This is a genomic window from Streptomyces sp. NPDC048659 (assembly GCF_040650575.1).
In the GTDB taxonomy this organism is placed as follows: domain Bacteria; phylum Actinomycetota; class Actinomycetes; order Streptomycetales; family Streptomycetaceae; genus Streptomyces.
In genome coordinates this window covers 1-19,806 of the sequence record NZ_JBEZHM010000034.1, presented here as the reverse complement: position 1 = coordinate 19,806, position 19,806 = coordinate 1, and the positions used below count along the sequence as shown (strand labels likewise).

The window sequence follows — 19,806 nt, the reverse complement described above, 5'->3', positions numbered from 1 at the left end:
TGAGGGTTCGGCCTGCGTGTTCGGCCCGCGCGGAGCCTAGAAGAGGAGCCCCCGCAGCCAGTGGATCAGGCTGAACATCCCTATGGCGAGCAGCACGAAGACGCCGATGAGGACGATGTTGACCCAGTTCCAGGAGCCGCCCGTGTCGGGCAGGTCGTGGTCCCGGCCCCCGCCGCCGATCTCCCCGTCGAACCAGTCCATGCGCAGCTCCCCTTCGACCGTGCCCCCGCGGAGGAGGCGTTCGGTGGCGCCGGTCGGCGTCAAGGGTGGGGACCGCGGAGGGGCGGGTTCGGTTCCTGGGACCCGCCGCCGACACCGACACCGGCATCGTGCTCGTGTACGGCGATGCGGGCGAGCTTGGTCAGCATCATGCCGTTGCGGATGGAGACGACGTAGTCGACGGGCAGCCCGTGCATCCGGGTGCCGGGCCCCCGCAAGGGATGCCAGTCGAGTACGAAGAGGGTGTTGCCGCCCCAGGGGATCAGGCGCATGGCGATACGGGCGGCGCCGAACGAACCCGCCTTGGCCTCCAGCTCCAGCCGCCGCTCCGGCTCGCAGACGCGCACGACGCAGGTGTCGTCGAGGACCACGGGGCCGAGCCCGACGCGCACCTTCAGACGGGCACCCACGTCGGGCCAGTGGGGGTCGGCGGAGATGACCTGCTGTGTGCCGGTGACCCACTCCCCGTAACGGTGACCGGCGGACAGGAGCCCCCAGACCTCGGAGGGCGAACTGAGGATCAGCCGACGGTTCCGGGACACACCGACCACGCTCCTTCGAACGACTGCTCGGGCGGCGCCTTTCGACAGTAGCCCCGACACCGCCCCTCGGCACCCGCAGCGCCGGGATGTGGCCCTAGAGTCACCGGTTGTGGATGCCGACGACTGGGTCGAGGCCGAGGACCCGGAGGAGTACGGGGAGGAGCCCTGGGACTTCGACGAGGCCGAGCGTGCCTTCCTGACCGCCCTCCGAGCCCGCGCCGCCCGCTGGCGGGTGCCTTGGGCCCCGAGCCAGGCGGGCCGGCCCGAGGACGGCGGGTCCCTGCTCGTCCACGTCGCCCTCGTCGACGAGGCGCGCGGCCTGATCCTGGGGGAGTGGGCCGCGCACTTCCACGGGGCCCACGTGAGGGCCGGAAAGGTCCTCGACCACCTCTTCAGCCTCCACGAGCCCCCCGACCCCGCTTCCTTCGAGGCCGAGGGCCCACCGGAGGCCCTCGCGGAGCGGTGCGCCGACTGGTTCGAGGCGCTGCTGAGCCGCCCGGTCGTACGCGTGACGTGGCCGCTCACGGGCGGGGGCGGCGGGCAGGCGACACGCTGGGAGTTCGCGGACACGGGCGAGCCGCTGGCATCGCAGGGAAGCGTCCCGGCAGCGGTCCCGGGCCACCGCGTCCGCCTACGCCCCTGAACTCTCCACCGCCCCTCCGCGACGGCGGACAGCCGTCGGCGCGTCGCCGAGGTGAGGAAAACGGCTCGCCGCGCGGGCGGGCCGGCTGGCAGGGTGCGGCGCATGACGTCCCAGTACCAGATCCGTGCCGACTACGACGCTCGCACGATCGTCGTCTACCAGGCGTACGCGCCCGCCATCGCCGACGCGGCGCTGCGGGCGGGCCGGTTCGTCGCGCCGTTCTCGTTCGGGCGGATGACGTGGATCAAGCCCTCGTTCCTGTGGCTCATGCACCGCAGCAACTGGGCCCGCAAGTCCGGCCAGGAGCGGATCCTCGCGGTGCGGATCACGCGCGAGGGGTGGGAGGAGGCCCTGTCCCAGGCGGTGCTGACGACGAGTGACCCGGACGCGGTGGCGCGGGCGGCGGTGCACGTCCAGTGGGACCCGGAGCGCTCGGCGCGCGGCGCGGCCCTCAACCACTACAGCATCCAGGTCGGCGTGGGCCGCCACCTCATCCGTACGTTCACGGACGACTGGATCGTCGGCCTCACCGACCTCACCCCTCAGGTCCGCAAGGCCGCGACCCTGATCCAGTCCGGCCACGCGGCCAAGGCCCAGCGGCTGTTCCCCGCCGAGCGGGCGTATCCCTTGCCGCGGGCGCTGGAGGATGCCGTCACGCCGGGCTGACCTGAAAGCTGCTTGCCCGTCGACTCGCGCGGGTGGTGGGCTGCCGCCATGGGAAGCGAGGACGAGCACGGTGACTCGGATCACCTGAGGCTGATTCGGCGCTGGCTCTCCGGCGAAGTGGTCAACGGCAGCGTCGGCATCAAGATCGTCGGCGGTCCGCTCGACGGGAAGACCAAGATCGTCGCACTCGACGACGAGGCCCTCCCGCCCGTCGGGTTCCGCGCCGGGTCCGCCGGCGTGCCGGGCTTCCGCAGCACCGGCGCCAGGCACACGTACCTGGCGACGCGGGTGCCCGGCGCCGTCGCGGGGTGGGTCTACGAGTACGCCGGGGCCGACACCCTCCCGCAGAGCTGACCCCGCTGCGCCGCCACCGCCCCCGCCGCGCCCGGGCTCACGAAGCCGCCCGCCTCCAGGCCCCCTCCGTGAGGAGCCGCAGGCCGTTGAGGCCGACGAGGACCGTGGAGCCCTCGTGGCCGGCGACGCCGAGGGGGAGGGGTAGGGTGCCGGCCAGGTCCCAGGCGACGAGGACCGCGATGAAGGCGCCCGCGATGACGAGGTTCTGGATGACGAGGCGACGGGCGCGGCGCGAGAGGGCGACGACCGCGGGGATGGCGGCGAGTTCGTCGCGTACGACCACGGCGTCGGCGGTCTCCAGCGCGAGGTCCGAGCCCGCGCGCCCCATCGCGATCCCGGTGTGCGCCGCGGCCAGCGCGGGCGCGTCGTTGACGCCGTCGCCCACGACCATGACCTTGGCCCCGCCGTTCTGGAGCGCGTGCACCGCGGCGACCTTGTCCTGCGGCAGCAGACCGGCGCGGACGTCCGCGATGCCGGCCTCGGCGGCGAGCCGGGCGGCGGCGCGCGGGTTGTCGCCGGTGAGCAGCACCGGCTCGCGGCCCGTGAGCGCGCGCAGGGCCCGGATCCCGGCGGCGGCCTCGGGCCGGAGCGCGTCGGAGAGCCCGAGGACACCCAGCGGGCGCCCGTCGACCGCGACCACCACCGCCGTGCGCCCGCCCTCTTCCAGGGCGTCCGCGAGACGACCCGCCGCGCCGTCACGGTCGGCGAGGAGGTGCCGGGGGCTCCCGACCGCCACACAGTGTCCGTCGACCGTGGCGGTCACCCCGGCGCCCGGAGTGGAGGCGAAGTCCTCGGCGGAGGGCAGGTCGAGGCCGCGCGCGACGGCGGCGGCGACCACCGCCCGCGCCAGCGGATGCTCGCTCGGCCGCTCGGCCGCCGCCGCCACGCGCAGCAGCCCGTCCACGTCGAGCCCGGAACCGTCCAGCGGGCGCAGGTCGGTCACGCGCGGCGCGCCCTCGGTGAGGGTGCCGGTCTTGTCGAACGCGACCGCGTCCACTTGCCCGAGCCGTTCCATGACGACGGCGGACTTGACCAGCACGCCGTGGCGCCCGGCGTTGGCCATCGCGGACAGCAACGGCGGCATCGTCGCGAGGACGACCGCGCACGGCGAGGCGACGATCATGAACGTCATCGCGCGCAGCAGGGCGGACTGGAGGTCGGAGCCCAGGAGCAGCGGGACGGCGAAGACCAGCAGGGTGGCGGCGACCATGCCCAGGCTGTAGCGCTGCTCGACCTTCTCGATGAACAGCTGCGTGGGCGCCTTGGTCTCCGCGGCCTCCTCGACCATGGCCACGATCCGGGCGATCACCGACTCCGACGGGTCGCGCCCGACCCGTACCTGCAGGGCGCCGGAGCCGTTGAGGGTGCCGGCGAACACCTCGTCGCCGGGGCCCTTGGCGGCGGGCAGCGGCTCGCCGGTGATGGTGGCCTGGTCGACGTCGCTCGCGCCGTCGAGGACCACGCCGTCGGCCCCGACGCGTTCTCCGGGCCGTACGAGGATGAGGTCGCCCACCGCGAGCGCGGCTGCCGGGACGGTCTCCTCGCCGCCGTCCGCGCCGATCCGCGACGCGGTCTCGGGCGCGAGGTCGAGCAGGCCCCGCACCGAATCGGCGGTCCGGGCGGTCGCCACGGCCTCCAGCGCGCCCGAGGTGGCGAAGATGACGATCAGCAGCGCGCCGTCCAGGACCTGTCCGATCGCCGCCGCGCCGAGCGCGGCCACGACCATCAGGAGGTCCACGTCGAGCGTCTTCTCCCTGAGCGCCTTCAGGCCCTCCCACCCCGGCTCCCAGCCGCCCGCCGCGTACGTGGCGGCGAACAGCGGACCCCACAGCCACACCGGCCCGCCGAGGAGGTGGAGCGGGAGCGCGAGCAGGAACAGCACGAGGGCCGCCAGCGCCCAGCGGACCTCGGGCAGGGCCAGGATCCGGGTGCGGCGCACGGGCGTACGGGACGGAGGTCCGGCGGCGGGCGCGGAAGGCCGTTCCAGGACTGAGGACATGACAAAGCAACCCTTCGCGGGCGGATGGGGCGACACGTCCACGATAGCGGAACATCTGAATAGGTCTTCATGTGTCGTCCGTATCATGGTCACATGGGCCACGGAACGAACTCCGACAGCAGCACGCGCGAACGACTCGACGCCGTCGGCGCGGCCGACGTCGCCGCCACCCTCCAGGCCCTCGCGACCCCGTCACGCCTCTACATCCTGGCCCGCCTCAGGGAAGGCCCCTCGTCCGTCGGCGACCTCGCCGCGGCCGTCGACATGGAGGCGTCCGCCTGCTCCCACCAGCTCCGCCTGCTGCGCAACCTCGGCCTGGTCACCGGCGAACGGCACGGCCGCTCGATCGTCTACGCCCTGTACGACAACCACGTCGCCGAACTCCTCGACCAGGCCCTCTACCACGTCGAACACCTCCGCCGCGGCCTGCGCGACCTGCCCCCCGAGCCGGTCGAGGTCGGACGGGGGGAGTAGGACGGGAAGGGCGGGAAGGGGGCGTCCCCCTCGGGCTCACCCCAGTCCCGGCACGCCGGAGACGAGCATGTCGATCAGCTTGATGCCGACGAACGGCAGGACCAGGCCGCCGAGCCCGTACAGGGTGAGGTTGCGGCGCAGGAGGGCGTGGGCGGAGGCGGGGGTGTAACGGACGCCGCGCAGCGCGAGCGGGATCAGCGCCACGATGATCAGGGCGTTGAAGATGATGGCCGAGGTGATCGCCGAGGTCGGGCTGTGCAGGCCCATGATGTCGAGCGCCTCCAGGCCCGGATAGGCGCCCGCGAACATCGCGGGAATGATCGCGAAGTACTTCGCCACGTCGTTCGTGATGGAGAACGTGGTCAGCGCGCCCCGCGTGATGAGGAGCTGCTTCCCGATCTCGACGATGTCGATGAGCTTCGTCGGGTCGGAGTCCAGGTCCACCATGTTCCCGGCCTCCTTCGCGGCCGACGTGCCGGAGTTCATCGCGACGCCGACATCCGCCTGGGCGAGCGCCGGGGCGTCGTTGGTCCCGTCGCCGGTCATGGCCACGAGCCTGCCGCCCGCCTGCTCCCGCTTGATGAGGGCCATCTTGTCCTCGGGCGTGGCCTCGGCCAGGTAGTCGTCGACACCGGCCTCCTGGGCGATGGCACGCGCGGTGAGCGGATTGTCGCCCGTGATCATCACCGTACGGATGCCCATCCGGCGCAGCTCGCCGAACCGCTCGCGGATCCCCTCCTTCACGACGTCCTTGAGGTGCACGATCCCCAGCACCCGGGCCCCGCCCCCGTCGTGCACGGCCACGAGCAGCGGCGTGCCGCCCGCCTCCGCGACCGCGTCGGACCAGCCGCGCGCCTCCGCCGGCACCACGCCCCCGTACATCTCCACCCACGCCACGACCTGCGCCGTCGCCCCCTTGCGCAGGTGACAGGCCCCGCCGTCCCCGTGCAGGTCGACGCCGCTCATCCGGGTCCGCGCGCTGAACGCCACGAACCGCGGATTCGCCAACTCGCCCTCGCCGGGCGCATGGAGACCGAACTGCCGCCGGGCGAGGGCGACGACGGAACGGCCCTCTGGTGTCTCGTCCGCGAGGGAGGCGAGCTGGGCCGCGTCGGCCAGCAGGGACGCCTCCACACCCGGCATGGGCAGGAAGGCGGCGGCCTCCCGGTTGCCGCGCGTGATGGTCCCGGTCTTGTCGAGTAGCAGGGTGTCCACGTCACCGGCGGCCTCGACGGCCCGGCCGGACATCGCGAGGACGTTGCGCTGCACGAGCCGGTCCATGCCCGCGATGCCGATCGCGGAGAGCAGGGCGCCGATCGTCGTCGGTATGAGGGTGACGAGCAGGGCGACGAGGACGGGCGTCGTCGGGGCGGCGCCCGCGTACCGGGCCATGGGCCCCAGCGCGACGACCACCAGCACGAAGACGATGGTCAGGGCGGCGAGCAGGATGCTGAGCGCGATCTCGTTGGGCGTCTTCTGCCGCCGCGCGCCCTCGATCAGGGCGATCATCCGGTCGAGGAAGGAGTGCCCCGGGCGCGAGGTGATCCGTACGACGACGCGGTCCGACAGCACCGTCGTACCGCCCGTGACCCCGGAACGGTCGCCGCCCGCCTCGCGGATCACCGGCGCCGACTCCCCGGTCACCGCCGACTCGTCGACCGACGCCACGCCGTCCACGACGTCGCCGTCGGCCGGGACCAGCCCGCCCGCCTCGACCAGGACGAAGTCGAACTGCCTGAGGTCGGTCGCCGCGACCACCTCCGTCTCGGCGGTATGCGGGTTCGTCCCGTACCGCCACTCCTTCAGCCGCACCGCCACCGCGTCCGTACGCGCCTTGCGCAGCGACTCGGCCTGCGCCCGCCCCCGGCCCTCGGCGACGGCCTCGGCGAGGTTCGCGAAGATCACCGTCAGCCACAGCCAGACGCTGACGGTCCAGGTGAACACGGACGGATCCAGCAGCGCCGAGAGCGTGGTCAGCGCGGAACCGGCCGCGACGACGAACAGCACCGGATTGCGGACGAGCGACCGGGGACGCAGCTTGCGCACGGCCTCGGGGAAGGACCGGAGCAGGAGTACGGGATCGAGCACACCGCCCCGCACCGCCCGCCGGCGCCGCGAACGCCCGCCGCGCCCTGGAGCGGGCGGCGCGTCGTGCGGGGGAGCATGCGGCGGATCGTGTGGGGGAACGTGCGGGACAGGGGCGGACGGCGCCTGTTCGGGGACGGCGGAGCGCATCGTGGAGGACCTTCTGGGAGGACGGACGGACGCACGGATGGACGGCGTCGTCGCGACGCGGGGGCGCGGACGCCGGATGGGAGCGGCGGCCCGCGCCCCCGCGGTCCGGGACGGGCAGGTGCCGACGCCCCGGGCCGGTGAGCGACCGAGAGGGAATCTAGACGGCGAACGGCCCGCCGGAACCCCGGAACGACGGCTTTGACGCGGCTCTGACGGAGCCTTGACGACAGAGGAACGCGGGCCGCAGGAGCCCCGTGGGAGATGCGTCAGAGCCGCGTCAGAGATTCGCGGGAACGGCTCTCTCCGGCCCGGCCCGAGGGATGCTTCCGATGGGGGTTCGGGCTTCCGACGGTGTCTCCGGAGGTGGACGATGAACGCCGAATTCCGTGAGTTCCGTGAGTTCCGCGAGTTCCGTGACGTGGCCGCCGTGACGGCGGCGGTCGTCGCACCCTTCCTCGCCGCGCTGGCGCTTGTCCCGCTGCGGACCAGCGTGACGCACACCAACCTCGCGCTGCTGCTCGTCGTCGTGGTCGTGGCGGTCTCCGCGCTCGGCAACCGGTTCGCGGGGGCGCTGGCGGCGGTGTCCGCGGCGGCGTGGTTCGACTTCTTCCACACGGTCCCGTACCAGAGCTTCCACATGCACGACCGGGCGGACGCGGTGACCGCGCTGCTCCTTCTGGCCGTCGGCCTGGCCGTCTCCCAGCTCGCCGCCCGGGCCCGTCTGCTGGGCGCCGCCGCGTACACGGACGCGGTCCACCTGGAACGCCTCCACGCGGCGACCCGGCTCGCCGGGACGACGCGCACGCCGGAGGAGTTCGTACGGTACGTCGGGGTCGAGCTGACGGCGCTGCTGGAGCTGACCGGCTGCCGCTTCGAGTACGGGACGCTCACGGGACGCCCGGCGCGCCTCCAGCCGGACGGCTCCGTGTGGGTCGACGGCTGGGACTGGGACGTGGACCGGCAGGGCTGGCCCGACGGCGAGATCGAACTGCGCGCCGTCGCCGCGGGCCACTACCAGGGCCGCTACATGATGACCCCGGCACCCGGCGGCACCCCACCGCCCCTGGAGTCCCGCCTGGTCGCCGCCGACCTCGCGGGCCGGGCCGCCGCGGCGCTGGACCGCGCGCGGCAGCCGGCGGGTAACGGGACGGCGGGCAACTCCTGAAGGGACGAGCCCTGGCACGGGCCGGGCGGCGAACCCGGCACCGTCCCGCTCACGCCCCGGCGGCGCGCGGATCCTCGGGCTCGTGATCGCTCTTCCGCGGAGAGGGGACGCCGGCATCCGCAGACTGCGCGGGGGCGTTGGAGCCCCCAGGCGCCCCGTCCGGGTCCAAGGCGCGCGCGGCCCGGTCGAAGTAGCGCAGCAGTTCCACGGGGAACGGCATCACGAGGGTCGAGTTCTTCTCGGCGGCGACCTCGACGACCGTCTGGAGCAGACGCAGCTGCATCGCCTCGGGGGTGTCGGACATGATCCGGGAGGCGTTGGCCAGTTGCTGCGCCGCCTGGAACTCGCCGTCGGCCGTGATGACCCGGGCCCGCCGCTCACGCTCGGCCTCGGCCTGCCGGGACATGGAACGCTTCAGGGACTCCGGCAGTTGTACGTCCTTGATCTCGACGCGGTCGATGTGGACGCCCCAGCCGGCCGCCGGGCTGTCGATCATCAACGCCAGCCCCTCGTGAAGGCGTTCGCGGTCCGACAGCAGGTCGTCGAGGTCGCTCTTGCCGATGATCGACCGCAACGAGGACTGGGCGACCTGGCCGACGGCGAACACGTAGTCCTGGACCTCGATGGTGGCCTGGGCCGGATCGACGACCCGGAAGTAGACGACGGCGTCGACCTTCACCGAGACGTTGTCGCGGGTGATGCCCTCCTGGGTGGGGATGGGCAGGGTGACCACCTGGACGTTCACCTTGCGGAGCCGGTCGACGACGGGCACGAGGAAGGTGACGCCCGGCTGCCGGTGCCCGGGAAGCGCCTTGCCCAGCCGGAAGACGACGCCCCGCTCGACCTGGTTGACGACGCGGACGGAGCCGCGCAGCACCAGGAACAGGAGGATCACGACGACGGCGAGGAACCCTGTCACGGAACCGTCCACGACAACCGCCCTTCACGAGCATCACGAGGAATGGATTCGGACAATGAACGATGGCACCGCCGCGAGAGCGCGGAGTCCCTAGGGAGAGTCAAGAATCCGTAGAACCGACCCCGCCGACGTCAAAGAGGCGTCAGGGGACCCACTCCGAACCCCTCCGAGCCCCGCCCCCGCTCTGTAATGAGCACTGAGTGTCGGAGAACGGAAAGGGAGGGATGGCGTCGTGCCGAAGATAGTGGTCGGCGTGAGCGGAAGCCTCGGTTGTCTGGCGGCCCTGCACCGGGCCGCCGCCGAGGCCCGGTTGCGCCGGGCGGAGCTGTGGGCGGTACTGGCCTGGCAGACGCCCGGCGGCTCGTTGGGCGGCCGGCACACCGCGTACGACCCGGCCCTGAAGCTGTGCCGCGAGGCGGCCCGGGAGCGGCTGCACGAGGCGCTCGACGCCGCGTTCGGCCCGGAGAGGCCGAGGACCGCGCTCCAGGGCCTCACCGTGTGCGCCACACCAGGCGCCGCGCTCGTCGACATGGCGAGCGACCCCGACGACCTCCTCGTCGTGGGCACCGGGTCCCGTGGCCCCGTACGCCGCCTCGTCCGCCCCTCCGTCGCGCGCTACTGCCAGACGCACGCCGCCTGCCCCGTACTGGCGGTACCCCCGTCCCCCCTCCTCGCCGCCTACGGCACGGCCCACCGCCGCAACCTGTGGCACCTGCCGCTCGACCCGAGCGAGGCGGTCTGAACGGGTCGGCGAGGAGGTGGGCGATGAAGGCGACGAGTCGCGGCGACGGCCGAACGGTCAGGCCATCATGGCTTGTTGTGACCGCACGCACATAGACTCACCGCTCCCGCACGAGAACACGCAGTCGAACGGAGCGCACCATGCCCAAGGTCACCGCGATAGCCCTCCTCAAGGCCGCCCCCGGCGCCGAGGACAAGGTCCGCGAGCAGGCCCTGTCCCTGGTCGAGCCGTCGCGCGCCGAGCCGGGCAACATCAGCTACCAGGCGTACGTCCACCCCGAGGACCCGAGCGCGTGGCTGGTCTTCGAGGAGTGGGAGGACCGCGCGTCCTTCGAGGCACACCTGGCGAGCCCGCACCTGACCGAAGCACTCGCCGCGGGCCCGGGCCTGCTGCTGGCGCCGCCGACGGAGCACGTGTTCACCGCCGAGTCCTGACGGCGGGGTCAGATCACACGGAGGGCGTGGACGAGGACGAGAGAGCGACCCTTCTGTGGCGAGTTTGTGGTCTGCCGTGTCCCGGGTTCCGCTCCTACCGTTGGGTATCCGGGGCATCGAGGAGGTCGCTGTGGTACGCATCGCCGAGGGCAAGCACAGATCGCCGATCGGGGACGACGGGCACCAGCCCAACCGGCCCCTACCGCCTCCTCCCCCTCCGCCGCCCCCGCCGCCGTCCGACCAGGGCCGGAAGAAGTAGACGGGCGATGACGGACATTCCGGGGCGGGGCCCGGCCGGGTCAGTGGGGGACGAGTTCGTCGAGGGTCTGCTCGCCGCCGTACGAGAGCGGTTGGGCAGGCCGTTGCCCGCGCGGTTGCGCGAGGCATTCGAACGGGTGCCCCGGCACCTCTTCCTGCCGGACCGTGTCTGGCGGCGGGACGGCACGGGCGGCTACGCGCCCTGCGACCGGTCAGCGGAGCCCGAGCGGTGGCTGGCGGCGGCGTACGCGGACGAGCCGCTGATCACCCGGTTCGCGAACGGGCGGCCGTCGTCGTCGGCGTCGATGCCGTCGATGGTGGCCCGCATGCTGCTCCTCGTCGGCCTCGCGGGTCCGGTGGCGGAGTCCGAGCCGGCCGGCGGGCGTGAGCGCGTACTGGAGTTGGGGGCCGGCACCGGGTTCAACGCGGGTCTGCTGTGCGCGCTGGTGGGGGAGGACGCCGTCACCACCGTCGAGGTCGATCCGCTGCTGGCCCGACAGGCGGAGGAGAACCTGAAGACGGTGGGGTTCGCCCCGGCTGTGGTCCATGGTGACGCGGCGGATGCGGTCGATACGGTCGATGCGGTTGGGGAAGGATTCTTCGACAGGATCCTGGCAACGTTCTCCGTGGACCGCGTACCGCCCGCCTGGCTGTCCCAGACGCGCCGGGGCGGACGGATCGTGACCCCGTGGATGTCGGCATGGTGCAGCTACGGGACGCTCGCGCTGACCGTCGGCGGCGATGGCCGGGACAGCGGGGATGGCAGGGACAGTGCGGCACAGGGGCGCTTTCACCCGTTCGCCTCGTTCATGCCCATGGCAACGTCCGCCGAGGCCGCCCCCGTAGCGACTGAGGTGTCACACGCCGCTCCCGCCCGCTCGACGTCGACACTGTCCCCGTGGACGGTCGCGGGCGGCGACCTGGACGCCGAGTTCCACGTCGGACTGGCCGTACCCGGCGCGTCCTTCGCCTGGGACACCAGCGGCCGGCAGGCCCACACCCGGCTGGACATCGCCGACGACACCAGCGGTTCCTGGGCGACGGTCGACTACGACGGCCGCACCAGCACGCACTTCACGGTAACCCAGTCCGGTCCCCGCGCTCTGTGGGGCGAGATCGCGGCCGCGTACGGACAATGGGAGGGACTCGGCCGTCCGACGGTCGACCGGTACGGGCTCAGCGTGGGCGTGGACGGCTCCGCCCACCTGTGGCTGGACAGCCCGGCCACGGTCGTGACCGCGATCTGAGATCTGATCCGGCCTTCCGACCGAGCGGCTGGTGAGCGAGGAAGGCTGGCTGTTCCATGCGGAAACTGATCTACGGGATGAACCTGACCCTGGACGGCTACATCGCCGCACCCGGCGACGACATCGGCTGGAGCGGACCGCCGAGCGCCGAGCTGTTCCAGTGGTGGCTCGACTACGAGCTGACGTGCGGCCTCACGCTGTACGGCCGCAAGCTGTGGGAGACCATGAGCGCCTACTGGCCGACGGGCGACGAGCAGCCCGGCGCGACCCCCGCCGAGATCGAGTTCGCGCGGAACTGGCGGGAGACACCGAAGGTGGTGTTCTCGGGCGGGGGTGCGGGCACGGACGCGTCCTCGGACGCGGCTTCGGACGCGGCTTCGGATCATCCGATCGGCGAGGCCGCCTGGAACGCGCGCCTGTTCACCGGCGACGCGGTCACCGAGATCACCCGGCTCAAGTCCGAGGACGGCCCGCCCATGAGCATCGGCGGCGCGACGCTAGCCGGGGCGGCCATACGCGCCGGACTGATCGACGAGTACGTCATCGCCGTCCACCCGGTCCTGATCGGCGCGGGCACGCCCTTCTTCACCGCGCTGGACAGGTGGGTGAAGCTGAATCTGGTCGAGACCCGCACATTCCCCGGTGGCGTGGTCCTGACCAGGTACGAGACGACAAGGAGCTGACCAGCCCCGAAGCCGGGGGGGGAGGGGCTCGTACCGAACCCCTCCCCCCCGTCAGGCCGCTACGCCCCGAGCCGCGGCGTGCGCGGCGGCGTGGTGCGCCGGTCGCCGGTGCGCTCGAAGGCCGCCGCCAGGGACAGCAGGCTGTTGTCGTCGTAGGCGCGGCCCGCGAAGGTCAGGCCGACCGGCATGCCGATGTCCGCCATGGTGCCCATGGGCACGGTCACGGTCGGGATGCCGAGGTGGCGGGGGACCAGGTTGCCGTTGGCGACCCAGACGCCGTTGCGCCAGCCGAGGTCGGCGGACGCCTCGTCGACGTCCATGTCCGCCGGGCCGACGTCGGCGACCGCGGGGAAGACCACGGCGTCCAGGCCGAGCCCGTCCATCCACAGCTCCAGGTCCACGCGGCGCGTCTCCTCCAGCCCGCGCAGGCCCTCCTCCAGGAGCGGCATGTCGGCGAGGGAGGCGTACGGGCGCTCGCGCACGAACCGCGGGTACGCGCCGATCGTGTCGTCGAAGCCCTCGTACCGGTCGGGCAGCTCGCCCTGCTGCTTCGGCCAGATGCTGTCGCCGTCGACGTCGGCCAGCGTGGGGAGCGCCGGGTCGCCGTTGGCGCGCAGGAAGTCGTCCCAGGCCCAGGCGGACAGGTCCTCGATCTCGAACGTGAGGTACGCGCGGCTCACCAGCCCGCGCGTGAGCAGCGAGGGCGCGCCGGGGCGGTCGGCCTCGTAGTTGGTGACCACGGGGAAGTCGACCTCGACCACCTCCGCTCCGGCGGCCTCCAGGTCGCGGCGGGCGGCCTCCCACAGGGCGATGACCGAGGGGCGGGTGTCGACGCGCTGACCGGTCTGGCCGCCGATGCCGCCCTCGGGGTTCGACCCGGCCTCGGGGTCGGCGTTGATGTACATCCGGGGCACGCCGACGCGCTTGCCGGCGAGCGCGGCGGACGCGGCCTCCGAGTCGGCGGGGGCGAGCGCCGGGTAGGAGGCGGGACGCACCTGTGACGCGGCGGGAATCTCCAGCCACGGCTGGGCGCGCCACAGGTCGCCGCGGGTCCGCGTGTCGTCGGCGACGATGACGTCGAGCAGTTCGAGCAGGTCGGCCATGGTGCGGGTGTGCGGGACGACGACGTCCATGGTCGGTACGAGCGGCCAGTTGCCGCGCACCGAGATGACGCCGCGGCTGGGGGTGTAGGCGCACAGCGCGTTGTTGGAGGCCGGGGCGCGGCCCGAGGACCAGGTCTCCTCGCCGAGGCCGAAGGCGCCGAAGGAGGCGGCCGTGGCCGTGCCGGAGCCGTTGGACGAGCCGGAGCCGTACGCGCTGGTGAGCCAGTCGGCGCTGTACGGGCTCTCCGCGCGGCCGTACACACCGCGCTGCATTCCGCCGTTGGCCATGGGCGGCATGTTGGTCAGGCCGATGAGGACGGCGCCGCCCGCGCGCAGCCGCTCGATGGCGAAGGCGTCGTGCTGGGCGACGAGGTGCTCGAACGCGGGGGAGCCGGACGCGGCCGTGAGCCCCTCGGCGAGGTAGCTGTCCTTGGCGGTGTACGGGATCCCGTCGAGCGGGCCCAGGGTCTCGCCGCGGGCGCGGCGGGCGTCGGATGCCTCCGCGTCGGCCCGGGCGCCCGGGTTCATCACGACCATCGCGTTGAGGGCGGTGGCCGTCCCCGGGCGGTCGTACGCGTCGATGCGGGCGAGATAGGCGTCGAGCAGGGCGACCGAGGTGGTCTCGCCCTTCTCCAGCGCCGCGCGCAGGTCGGCGATACAGGTCTCCACGACATCGAAGCCGCGCGTCATAGGGATCTCCCGGGTGGTGGGTCGTGCAGGCGGACGGGACGGGTCGCCGGCGGGTCGGGGCGGCCTCGCGCACAGTCCGGCATCGCACCCCAGCGCTTTAACTAGATTTTCAGTCTAGAGCAGCGATCTAATATTGGGAACACTGGAAATCCAGACCGAGCCCTCCAGGCCCTCGGAGCCCTGACCGTCCGGAACCGAAGGTGAGCCGACCGATGCCGACCGCAGAGACCGGGCCCGCGCTGCCCGACCGCGACCAGTCCCTACCGCCGGACGGCGGGGGTGAGTCGACAGGCGGCGGATCCGGAGCCGGGGTCGGACCCGGAGCCGAAGTCGGACCCGGATCCGAAATCGGAGGCGGGGCCGAAATCGGGGTCGGGTCCGGGGGGCGGCCCGCGCCCCGGCCCCCGGTGGACAGGAAGCGTCAGCCCGCCGGCGACGACGCGCGCGGCCGGGCGATGCGGGCCGCGATCAGCGCCATCGCCGAGAAGGGCACCGCGGGGCTGCGGATGTCGGACATCGCCGAGCGGGCCGGCATGAGCACCGGGCACATCCTCTACCACTTCGGGAAGAAGGACCGGCTCCTGCTCGAAGTCCTCGCCTGGAGCCAGGCGGACCTCTGGGCCGAGTTCCAGCGGGAGGCCGACCGGGCCGGGTCCCCCGCCGGGAAGCTGGACGTCTTCGTCCGCTTCTACCTGCCCAGTGGCCAGGGCGACGAGCGGTACGCGCTGTGGACGCAGGTCCTGGCCCAGCGTCACGACCGGGCCGGCCGCAAGATCCTCACCGAGCTGCTCGACGGCTGGGACGAGCGCCTGGAGGCCATCCTCCGCGAGGGCCGGGACCTGGGGCAGTTCGCGGAAGTCGACATCCCCGAGTTCACCGTCAGGGCCGTGGCCATGCTGAGCGGGATCTCCGAGGACGTGATGTTCGGGCGGGCGCGCTGGCGGCAGGCGTCGGCGCACGCCTTCGCCCTGGCCGCCCTCCGGCGCGAACTGCTCCCGGGGGTCGACGGCTGAGGATGGACCGCGGGCGCGAGCGCCCCTGTCGCGCGCCGGAAACACCCCCGTGCGCTGCTCCGGGCGCACCCTCGAACGGGGGCGGCCTCGCCGCGCCCCCTTGGAGGGGCGGCGCACACTCCCTATTGTCACGCACCGTAATCACTATGTACGCTCAGTGACGAAGGTGAGAGGGAAGAGGAGTGATGACGATGGCTGTGCGACGCCCGATCGTCCTCGCGGCGGTGCTGGCCGTCCTGCCGCTCATGGCGATGTCCGCCGAGGCCAGGACGCCCGAGCCGCTGTCGGCCGCCACGGTGGCGGCGATGACGCCGGAGCGCCAGGGCGAGGTGCTGGAGCCCTTGCGGGTGCTGGCCGACGCCGTGGCCCGGGTGGGGAGAGCCGGCAAGGCGGACGTGTACACCCAGGTGGAGATGGCCCCGGACTACCGGTCCGTCAACGTCTATCTGACGGACCCGGACCGGCGGGCCGACTTCGTGGAGGCGGTGCACCAGGCCGCCCCGAAGGCCGATACGGGCCTGCTCACCGTGCGCCGTGCGGCCAAGTCGCGGCTGGCGCTCCGGAAGGAGATCAAGGCCCTCGTCGACCGGCGCGACCTGCCGTTCAAGATCGAGAGGGCGAACAGCGCGGTCGACGGCAGCGTGATCGAGCTCGGTGTGAACGACACGAAGGCCGCGGAGGCGTATCTGGCCCGCCCCGCCGTCGTACGGCAGCGCGCGGAGGCGGGAGCGACACCCGTCCGCGTCCGCCACTCACCCGCGATGCTGCCCCTGGCCAGCCGGTGGGACGACAGCTCGCCCTTCTACGCGGGGGCGGCGCTCGGACCCGTCAGCGCGAGCGGCCGAGCCGCCTGCACCAGCGGCATCCCGGCCATCAGCACGGTGGACCAGCGCCGGTGGCTCGTCACCTCCAGCCACTGTTACAACGTCGACGACGTCGTCACCACGGCCGGAGGCACGTACATCGGCCGGGTCAGATCCGAGCTGACCGACATCGACTCGGCGTTCATCGACGTGCCCTCCGGCAGATACACCTGGGACGGCACCGACGCCCAGGGCTACGTGCGTTACCTCAACGGCACGCGGAACGTCGCCGTGGGCGACTTCGTCTGCCAGCTCGGCTACGGCTCCAAGGTCGTCTGCAACATCCGCACCGAACAGGCGGGCAACGCGAGCTGGGTCATCGACGGCATCACGGTCTTCGGCAGCATCGGCGTGCCGCAGAACGGCGGATACGTCGCCCAGCAGGGCGACAGCGGCGGCCCGGTCATCACCGTCAACAACCAGGACTCCCGTCAGCTGAACGGAATGGTCGCCGTCGGCTTCGGCTGCAACAACGCCGAGGGCTATCCGCTCTGCAGCACGGCCGTGGGCTGGATCGACGTGTACGACGTCTTCGACCGGTTCTCCCTGACACTGGCTCCCTGACGGTAGGGCGCACGGGTACGAGAACCGGAGGGAGGGGGAAGGGGCGGGGATGGGGAGGGCGGGGCGGGGGCGAGGGCGCCCCCCCTCACCTCGCCCTCGCCTCCTGGAAGCGTGCGGCGTCCGCGCTGGGGGGTGCGCCGAACTGGCGGCGGTACTCGCGGCTGAACTGGGAGGGGCTGTCGTAGCCGACGCGGTGGCCCACGGAGGTGACGTCGCGGGGGTGGGTGGCGAGCAGGAGGCGGGCCTGTTGGAGGCGGATCTGCTTCTGGAAGCGGATGGGGCTCATCGCGGTCACGGTCTGGAAGTTGCGGTAGAAGGCGGACGGGCTCATGCCGGCCAGCCGGGCCAGGTCCTCGACCTTGAAGGGTTCCGCGTAGTGCTCGCGGATCCAGCGGACCGCCCGCGAGACATGCGCGAGACCGCTGTCGGCCAGGCCGAGCTGGCGTACGGCGCGGCCCTGCTCGCCGCTGATCAGGCGCCAGAGGATCTCCTGCTTGACCAGCGGGGCGAGCACGTCCCGGTCGCGCGGCTCGTCCAGCAGCCTGAGCAGCCGGACCACGGCGTCGAGCAGGGCGTCCGGGGCATAGCCGACCGCGATGCCGGGCGCCGCGCCGCCGACGGCACGTGCGGGCGTGGCCGTCCCCGCGCGCAGCAGGAGCTCGGCGATGGCGGAGGGTTCCAGGGTCATGCCGAAGCCGAGGGCCGGGTGCTCGCGGGTCGCCCCGACGAACTGGCCGGTGACGGGGAGGTCGACTGAGGCGACCAGGTACTCACCGGGCCCGTACGTGAAGACCCGGTCGCCCAGCATGAGCCGTTTGGTGCCCTGGGCGATGACCGCGAGGACCGTGCCGGAGGCGGCCGGGGCGGGCGGGTCGGACCTGTCCACGCGGGAGATGAGGACCCCGTCGACGGCGGTGGTCGTGTCGGGCCTGGCGTGCCGGTCGAGCAGGGTGCGGAGCTCGTCGAGGGACATGCCGCCATTCCAGCACGGGATCCATCCGAAACTCCTCGATGCGGGAGGATCGTGCAAGTGGGGGAGCGGATCGTTCTACTGTCTGTGCAGCTCAGAGCCTTGAATGGAGAGGACAGCGCAACCGGCGACGAGTCACGGATGGGATGAGAGTCATGAAGGTAGCGGTCATCACGGGTGCCAGCTCCGGGATCGGGCGGAGCACGGCGATCGAGGTCGCCCGGCGCGGCACGGGCGTCGTCCTCACCTACGGCGGGAACGCGGATGGCGGTCACGAGACCGTGGCCGCCATCGAGAAGGAGGGCGGGACGGCCGTCGCCCTCCCCTTGGACCTCGGCGACACGGCCGGCTTCCCCGCCTTCCGGGAGGCGGTGGCCGAGGCGCTGCGCGAGCGGTGGGACCGGGACACCTTCGACCACCTGGTGAACAACGCGGGCTGCGCCCACTCCGCCCTGTTCGAGGAGACGACGGAGGAGGACTTCGACCGGCTGACCCGGGTGCTGCTCAAGGGCCCGTACTTCCTGACCCAGACCCTGCTGCCGCTGCTGGCGGACGGCGGCGCCGTCGTCCACACGAGCAGCAGCTCGGCGACGGCGGCGGCCCCCGAGCCCGGCTACTCGGCCTACGCGTCGCTGAAGGGAGGTCTCAACGTGCTGAGCCGCTACATGGCCAAGGAGCTCAGCGCCCGGGGCATCCGCGTCAACACCGTCTCGCCCGGGCCCACCCGTACCCGCCTCGGCGGCGACGCCTTCGACCGCTTCCCCGAGCTCGTCCCGCCCCTCGTCGAGAAGACGGCCCTGGGCCGCCTCGGGGCCCCCGAGGACATCGCCGCCGCCATCGCGGCCCTGCTGTCGGACGACGGCCGCTGGATCACGGCCCAGAACATCGAGGTGTCCGGCGGCTACTGCCTCTGACCCGGCGGTGCCGTGCGTCCGAGACCGGCCTGAGGCCCGGCCATTGCGGTCCTCCGGCCGGTCATGACGGGCCTGGGCACCGTCATGGGCACCGCCCCTCTCCCCGGGCCGGTCTCACGGCGCCGCCGTGAGTGCCTCCCGATGGGCGCGCGCCCACCGCTCGAACGTGCCCGCCGGGCGGCCGAGCACTCGCTCGACGTGGTCGGTGGCGTAGGCCGCGCCGCCGGAGCGGGCCCAGCCGATGTCCGTGGCGTACGTGGCCGGCAGCCCGGCGCGCGCGTCCACTTCGATGACCGGGACCGCGCGACCCGCCCCAGGATCGCCGCCCGCCGTGCGCGTCCCCGCTCAGGGCCGCGACGGCGACCGCGGCCACGTCCCGGGCGTCGACGACGGCCTGCCGGGCGTCGCCGAGCAGGTTCGGCAGCGGCTCCCCGGCCTGGGGCCCGGGCGGCGGCGACCGGTGCCGTGCGGCCGGATCCACCCGGGAATGCTTGAATGGACCGTCGTCTCAGGTCTTGCAAGGAGAAACGCTGTGCCCCTGGTGTCTGTCGTGATGCCCGTGTACAACTCGGCGGCAACGCTCGGCGCGGCGGTGCGGTCGGTGCTCACACAGACCCACACCGACCTGGAGCTGCTGATCACCGACGACCAGTCCACCGACGACTCGATGGAACTGCTCCGCGAGTTCGCCGCGCGGGACGAGCGCGTGCGGCCGGAGACGGCCCCCGAGCAGGGCGGCGCGGGCCGGGCCCGCAACCTCGCGATCCAGCGGGCCCGCGGCGACTACATCGCCTTCCTCGACAGCGACGACATGTGGCTGCCCGAGAAGACCGAGAAGCAGCTCGCCTTCGCCGCCGAGGGCACCGCGCCCCTGACGTTCACCTCGTACTTCAAGATGGACGCCGAGTACGCCGGTGAGAGCACCGACTGGGTGCCCAACGGGCGGGTGATCCAGGCCCGCGAGCACGTGGACTACCGCGCGATGCTGGTCCGGGACTACATCGGCGCCCTCACCGCGATGTACGACCGCAACGCCCTGGGCACCCGGCTCATGCCGGAGATGCGTAAGCGGCAGGACTACGCCCTGTGGCTGTCGATCATGCGGGACG

At 72.8% G+C, this 19,806-nt stretch carries 21 protein-coding genes; 13 read left to right on the top strand and 8 right to left on the bottom strand.

Annotation, left to right across the window (positions count from 1 at the left end; translation table 11 throughout):
* Nucleotides 1-36: 36 nt before the first annotated feature.
* Nucleotides 37-201, bottom strand: coding sequence for an LPXTG cell wall anchor domain-containing protein (locus AB0C99_RS24320; protein WP_362478655.1), 165 nt, complete (start codon nucleotides 199-201; stop codon nucleotides 37-39).
* 59 nt (nucleotides 202-260) lie between these two features.
* Nucleotides 261-761: an SRPBCC family protein gene (locus AB0C99_RS24315; protein ID WP_362478652.1), complete on the bottom strand. Its 501-nt coding sequence runs from the start codon at nucleotides 759-761 to the stop codon at nucleotides 261-263.
* A gap of 109 nt (nucleotides 762-870) precedes the next feature.
* On the opposite strand from AB0C99_RS24315, the gene AB0C99_RS24310 reads away from it, so the two are divergent.
* From AB0C99_RS24310 to AB0C99_RS24300, 3 genes are all read left to right on the top strand, one after another.
* Nucleotides 871-1,404, top strand: a complete 534-nt coding sequence (locus AB0C99_RS24310) for a hypothetical protein (protein WP_362478649.1) — start codon at nucleotides 871-873, stop codon at nucleotides 1,402-1,404.
* 102 nt (nucleotides 1,405-1,506) lie between these two features.
* A complete protein-coding gene (locus tag AB0C99_RS24305) occupies nucleotides 1,507-2,070 on the top strand; it encodes a DUF4291 domain-containing protein (RefSeq protein ID WP_362478646.1) in 564 nt (187 codons plus the stop codon).
* Between the two features lie 48 nt (nucleotides 2,071-2,118).
* Nucleotides 2,119-2,424, top strand: a complete 306-nt coding sequence (locus tag AB0C99_RS24300) for a hypothetical protein (RefSeq protein WP_362478643.1) — start codon at nucleotides 2,119-2,121, stop codon at nucleotides 2,422-2,424.
* Between the two features lie 37 nt (nucleotides 2,425-2,461).
* Here the strand turns inward: AB0C99_RS24300 and AB0C99_RS24295 are convergent, their stop codons facing one another.
* Nucleotides 2,462-4,423, bottom strand: a complete 1,962-nt coding sequence (locus tag AB0C99_RS24295; RefSeq protein WP_362478640.1) for a heavy metal translocating P-type ATPase — start codon at nucleotides 4,421-4,423, stop codon at nucleotides 2,462-2,464.
* A 93-nt stretch (nucleotides 4,424-4,516) separates the two neighbouring features.
* Between AB0C99_RS24295 and AB0C99_RS24290 the strand changes: the two genes are divergently transcribed.
* A complete protein-coding gene (locus tag AB0C99_RS24290) occupies nucleotides 4,517-4,897 on the top strand; it encodes a metalloregulator ArsR/SmtB family transcription factor (RefSeq protein WP_362478637.1) in 381 nt (126 codons plus the stop codon).
* A gap of 36 nt (nucleotides 4,898-4,933) precedes the next feature.
* Here the strand turns inward: AB0C99_RS24290 and kdpB are convergent, their stop codons facing one another.
* Complete coding sequence (gene kdpB, locus AB0C99_RS24285) at nucleotides 4,934-7,132, bottom strand: potassium-transporting ATPase subunit KdpB (RefSeq protein WP_362478634.1); 2,199 nt, start codon at nucleotides 7,130-7,132, stop codon at nucleotides 4,934-4,936.
* A gap of 370 nt (nucleotides 7,133-7,502) precedes the next feature.
* Here kdpB and AB0C99_RS24280 point away from each other — a divergent pair, with 370 nt between their 5' ends.
* Nucleotides 7,503-8,297, top strand: coding sequence for a DUF4118 domain-containing protein (locus tag AB0C99_RS24280; protein ID WP_362478631.1), 795 nt, complete (start codon nucleotides 7,503-7,505; stop codon nucleotides 8,295-8,297).
* Nucleotides 8,298-8,346: 49 nt separating this feature from the next.
* Here AB0C99_RS24280 and AB0C99_RS24275 read toward each other — a convergent pair whose 3' ends face one another.
* On the bottom strand, nucleotides 8,347-9,216 hold the full coding sequence (locus tag AB0C99_RS24275) for a slipin family protein (protein WP_362478628.1): 870 nt from the start codon (nucleotides 9,214-9,216) through the stop codon (nucleotides 8,347-8,349).
* Between the two features lie 232 nt (nucleotides 9,217-9,448).
* On the opposite strand from AB0C99_RS24275, the gene AB0C99_RS24270 reads away from it, so the two are divergent.
* From AB0C99_RS24270 to AB0C99_RS24255, 4 genes are all read left to right on the top strand, one after another.
* On the top strand, nucleotides 9,449-9,958 hold the full coding sequence (locus tag AB0C99_RS24270; RefSeq protein WP_362478626.1) for a universal stress protein: 510 nt from the start codon (nucleotides 9,449-9,451) through the stop codon (nucleotides 9,956-9,958).
* Between the two features lie 140 nt (nucleotides 9,959-10,098).
* Nucleotides 10,099-10,392: a putative quinol monooxygenase gene (locus AB0C99_RS24265; protein WP_362478623.1), complete on the top strand. Its 294-nt coding sequence runs from the start codon at nucleotides 10,099-10,101 to the stop codon at nucleotides 10,390-10,392.
* 395 nt (nucleotides 10,393-10,787) lie between these two features.
* Nucleotides 10,788-11,897, top strand: coding sequence for a methyltransferase (locus AB0C99_RS24260; protein ID WP_362478837.1), 1,110 nt, complete (start codon nucleotides 10,788-10,790; stop codon nucleotides 11,895-11,897).
* 56 nt (nucleotides 11,898-11,953) lie between these two features.
* Nucleotides 11,954-12,580 carry a dihydrofolate reductase family protein gene (locus tag AB0C99_RS24255; RefSeq protein WP_362478620.1) on the top strand — a complete coding sequence of 209 codons (627 nt, stop codon included), beginning with the start codon at nucleotides 11,954-11,956 and terminating at the stop codon, nucleotides 12,578-12,580.
* A gap of 59 nt (nucleotides 12,581-12,639) precedes the next feature.
* Here the strand turns inward: AB0C99_RS24255 and AB0C99_RS24250 are convergent, their stop codons facing one another.
* Nucleotides 12,640-14,373: an amidase gene (locus tag AB0C99_RS24250; RefSeq protein ID WP_362478617.1), complete on the bottom strand. Its 1,734-nt coding sequence runs from the start codon at nucleotides 14,371-14,373 to the stop codon at nucleotides 12,640-12,642.
* Between the two features lie 407 nt (nucleotides 14,374-14,780).
* Between AB0C99_RS24250 and AB0C99_RS24245 the strand changes: the two genes are divergently transcribed.
* Together AB0C99_RS24245 and AB0C99_RS24240 are read left to right on the top strand one after the other, a co-directional pair.
* On the top strand, nucleotides 14,781-15,386 hold the full coding sequence (locus AB0C99_RS24245; protein WP_362478614.1) for a TetR/AcrR family transcriptional regulator: 606 nt from the start codon (nucleotides 14,781-14,783) through the stop codon (nucleotides 15,384-15,386).
* Between the two features lie 191 nt (nucleotides 15,387-15,577).
* On the top strand, nucleotides 15,578-16,813 hold the full coding sequence (locus tag AB0C99_RS24240; RefSeq protein ID WP_362478611.1) for a hypothetical protein: 1,236 nt from the start codon (nucleotides 15,578-15,580) through the stop codon (nucleotides 16,811-16,813).
* An 85-nt stretch (nucleotides 16,814-16,898) separates the two neighbouring features.
* Here the strand turns inward: AB0C99_RS24240 and AB0C99_RS24235 are convergent, their stop codons facing one another.
* Entirely contained in the window at nucleotides 16,899-17,786 is an 888-nt protein-coding gene (locus tag AB0C99_RS24235; RefSeq protein WP_362478608.1) for an AraC family transcriptional regulator, read from the bottom strand.
* 152 nt (nucleotides 17,787-17,938) lie between these two features.
* On the opposite strand from AB0C99_RS24235, the gene AB0C99_RS24230 reads away from it, so the two are divergent.
* Nucleotides 17,939-18,697 (top strand): SDR family oxidoreductase, encoded by a 759-nt coding sequence (locus AB0C99_RS24230; RefSeq protein WP_362478606.1) that lies wholly within the window; start codon nucleotides 17,939-17,941, stop codon nucleotides 18,695-18,697.
* A gap of 114 nt (nucleotides 18,698-18,811) precedes the next feature.
* On the opposite strand, the gene AB0C99_RS24225 is transcribed toward AB0C99_RS24230, so the two are convergent.
* Nucleotides 18,812-18,982 carry a hypothetical protein gene (locus tag AB0C99_RS24225; protein WP_362478604.1) on the bottom strand — a complete coding sequence of 57 codons (171 nt, stop codon included), beginning with the start codon at nucleotides 18,980-18,982 and terminating at the stop codon, nucleotides 18,812-18,814.
* Between the two features lie 247 nt (nucleotides 18,983-19,229).
* On the opposite strand from AB0C99_RS24225, the gene AB0C99_RS24220 reads away from it, so the two are divergent.
* On the top strand, nucleotides 19,230-19,806 hold a 577-nt coding region (locus tag AB0C99_RS24220; protein ID WP_362478601.1), incomplete at its 3' end, for a glycosyltransferase family A protein.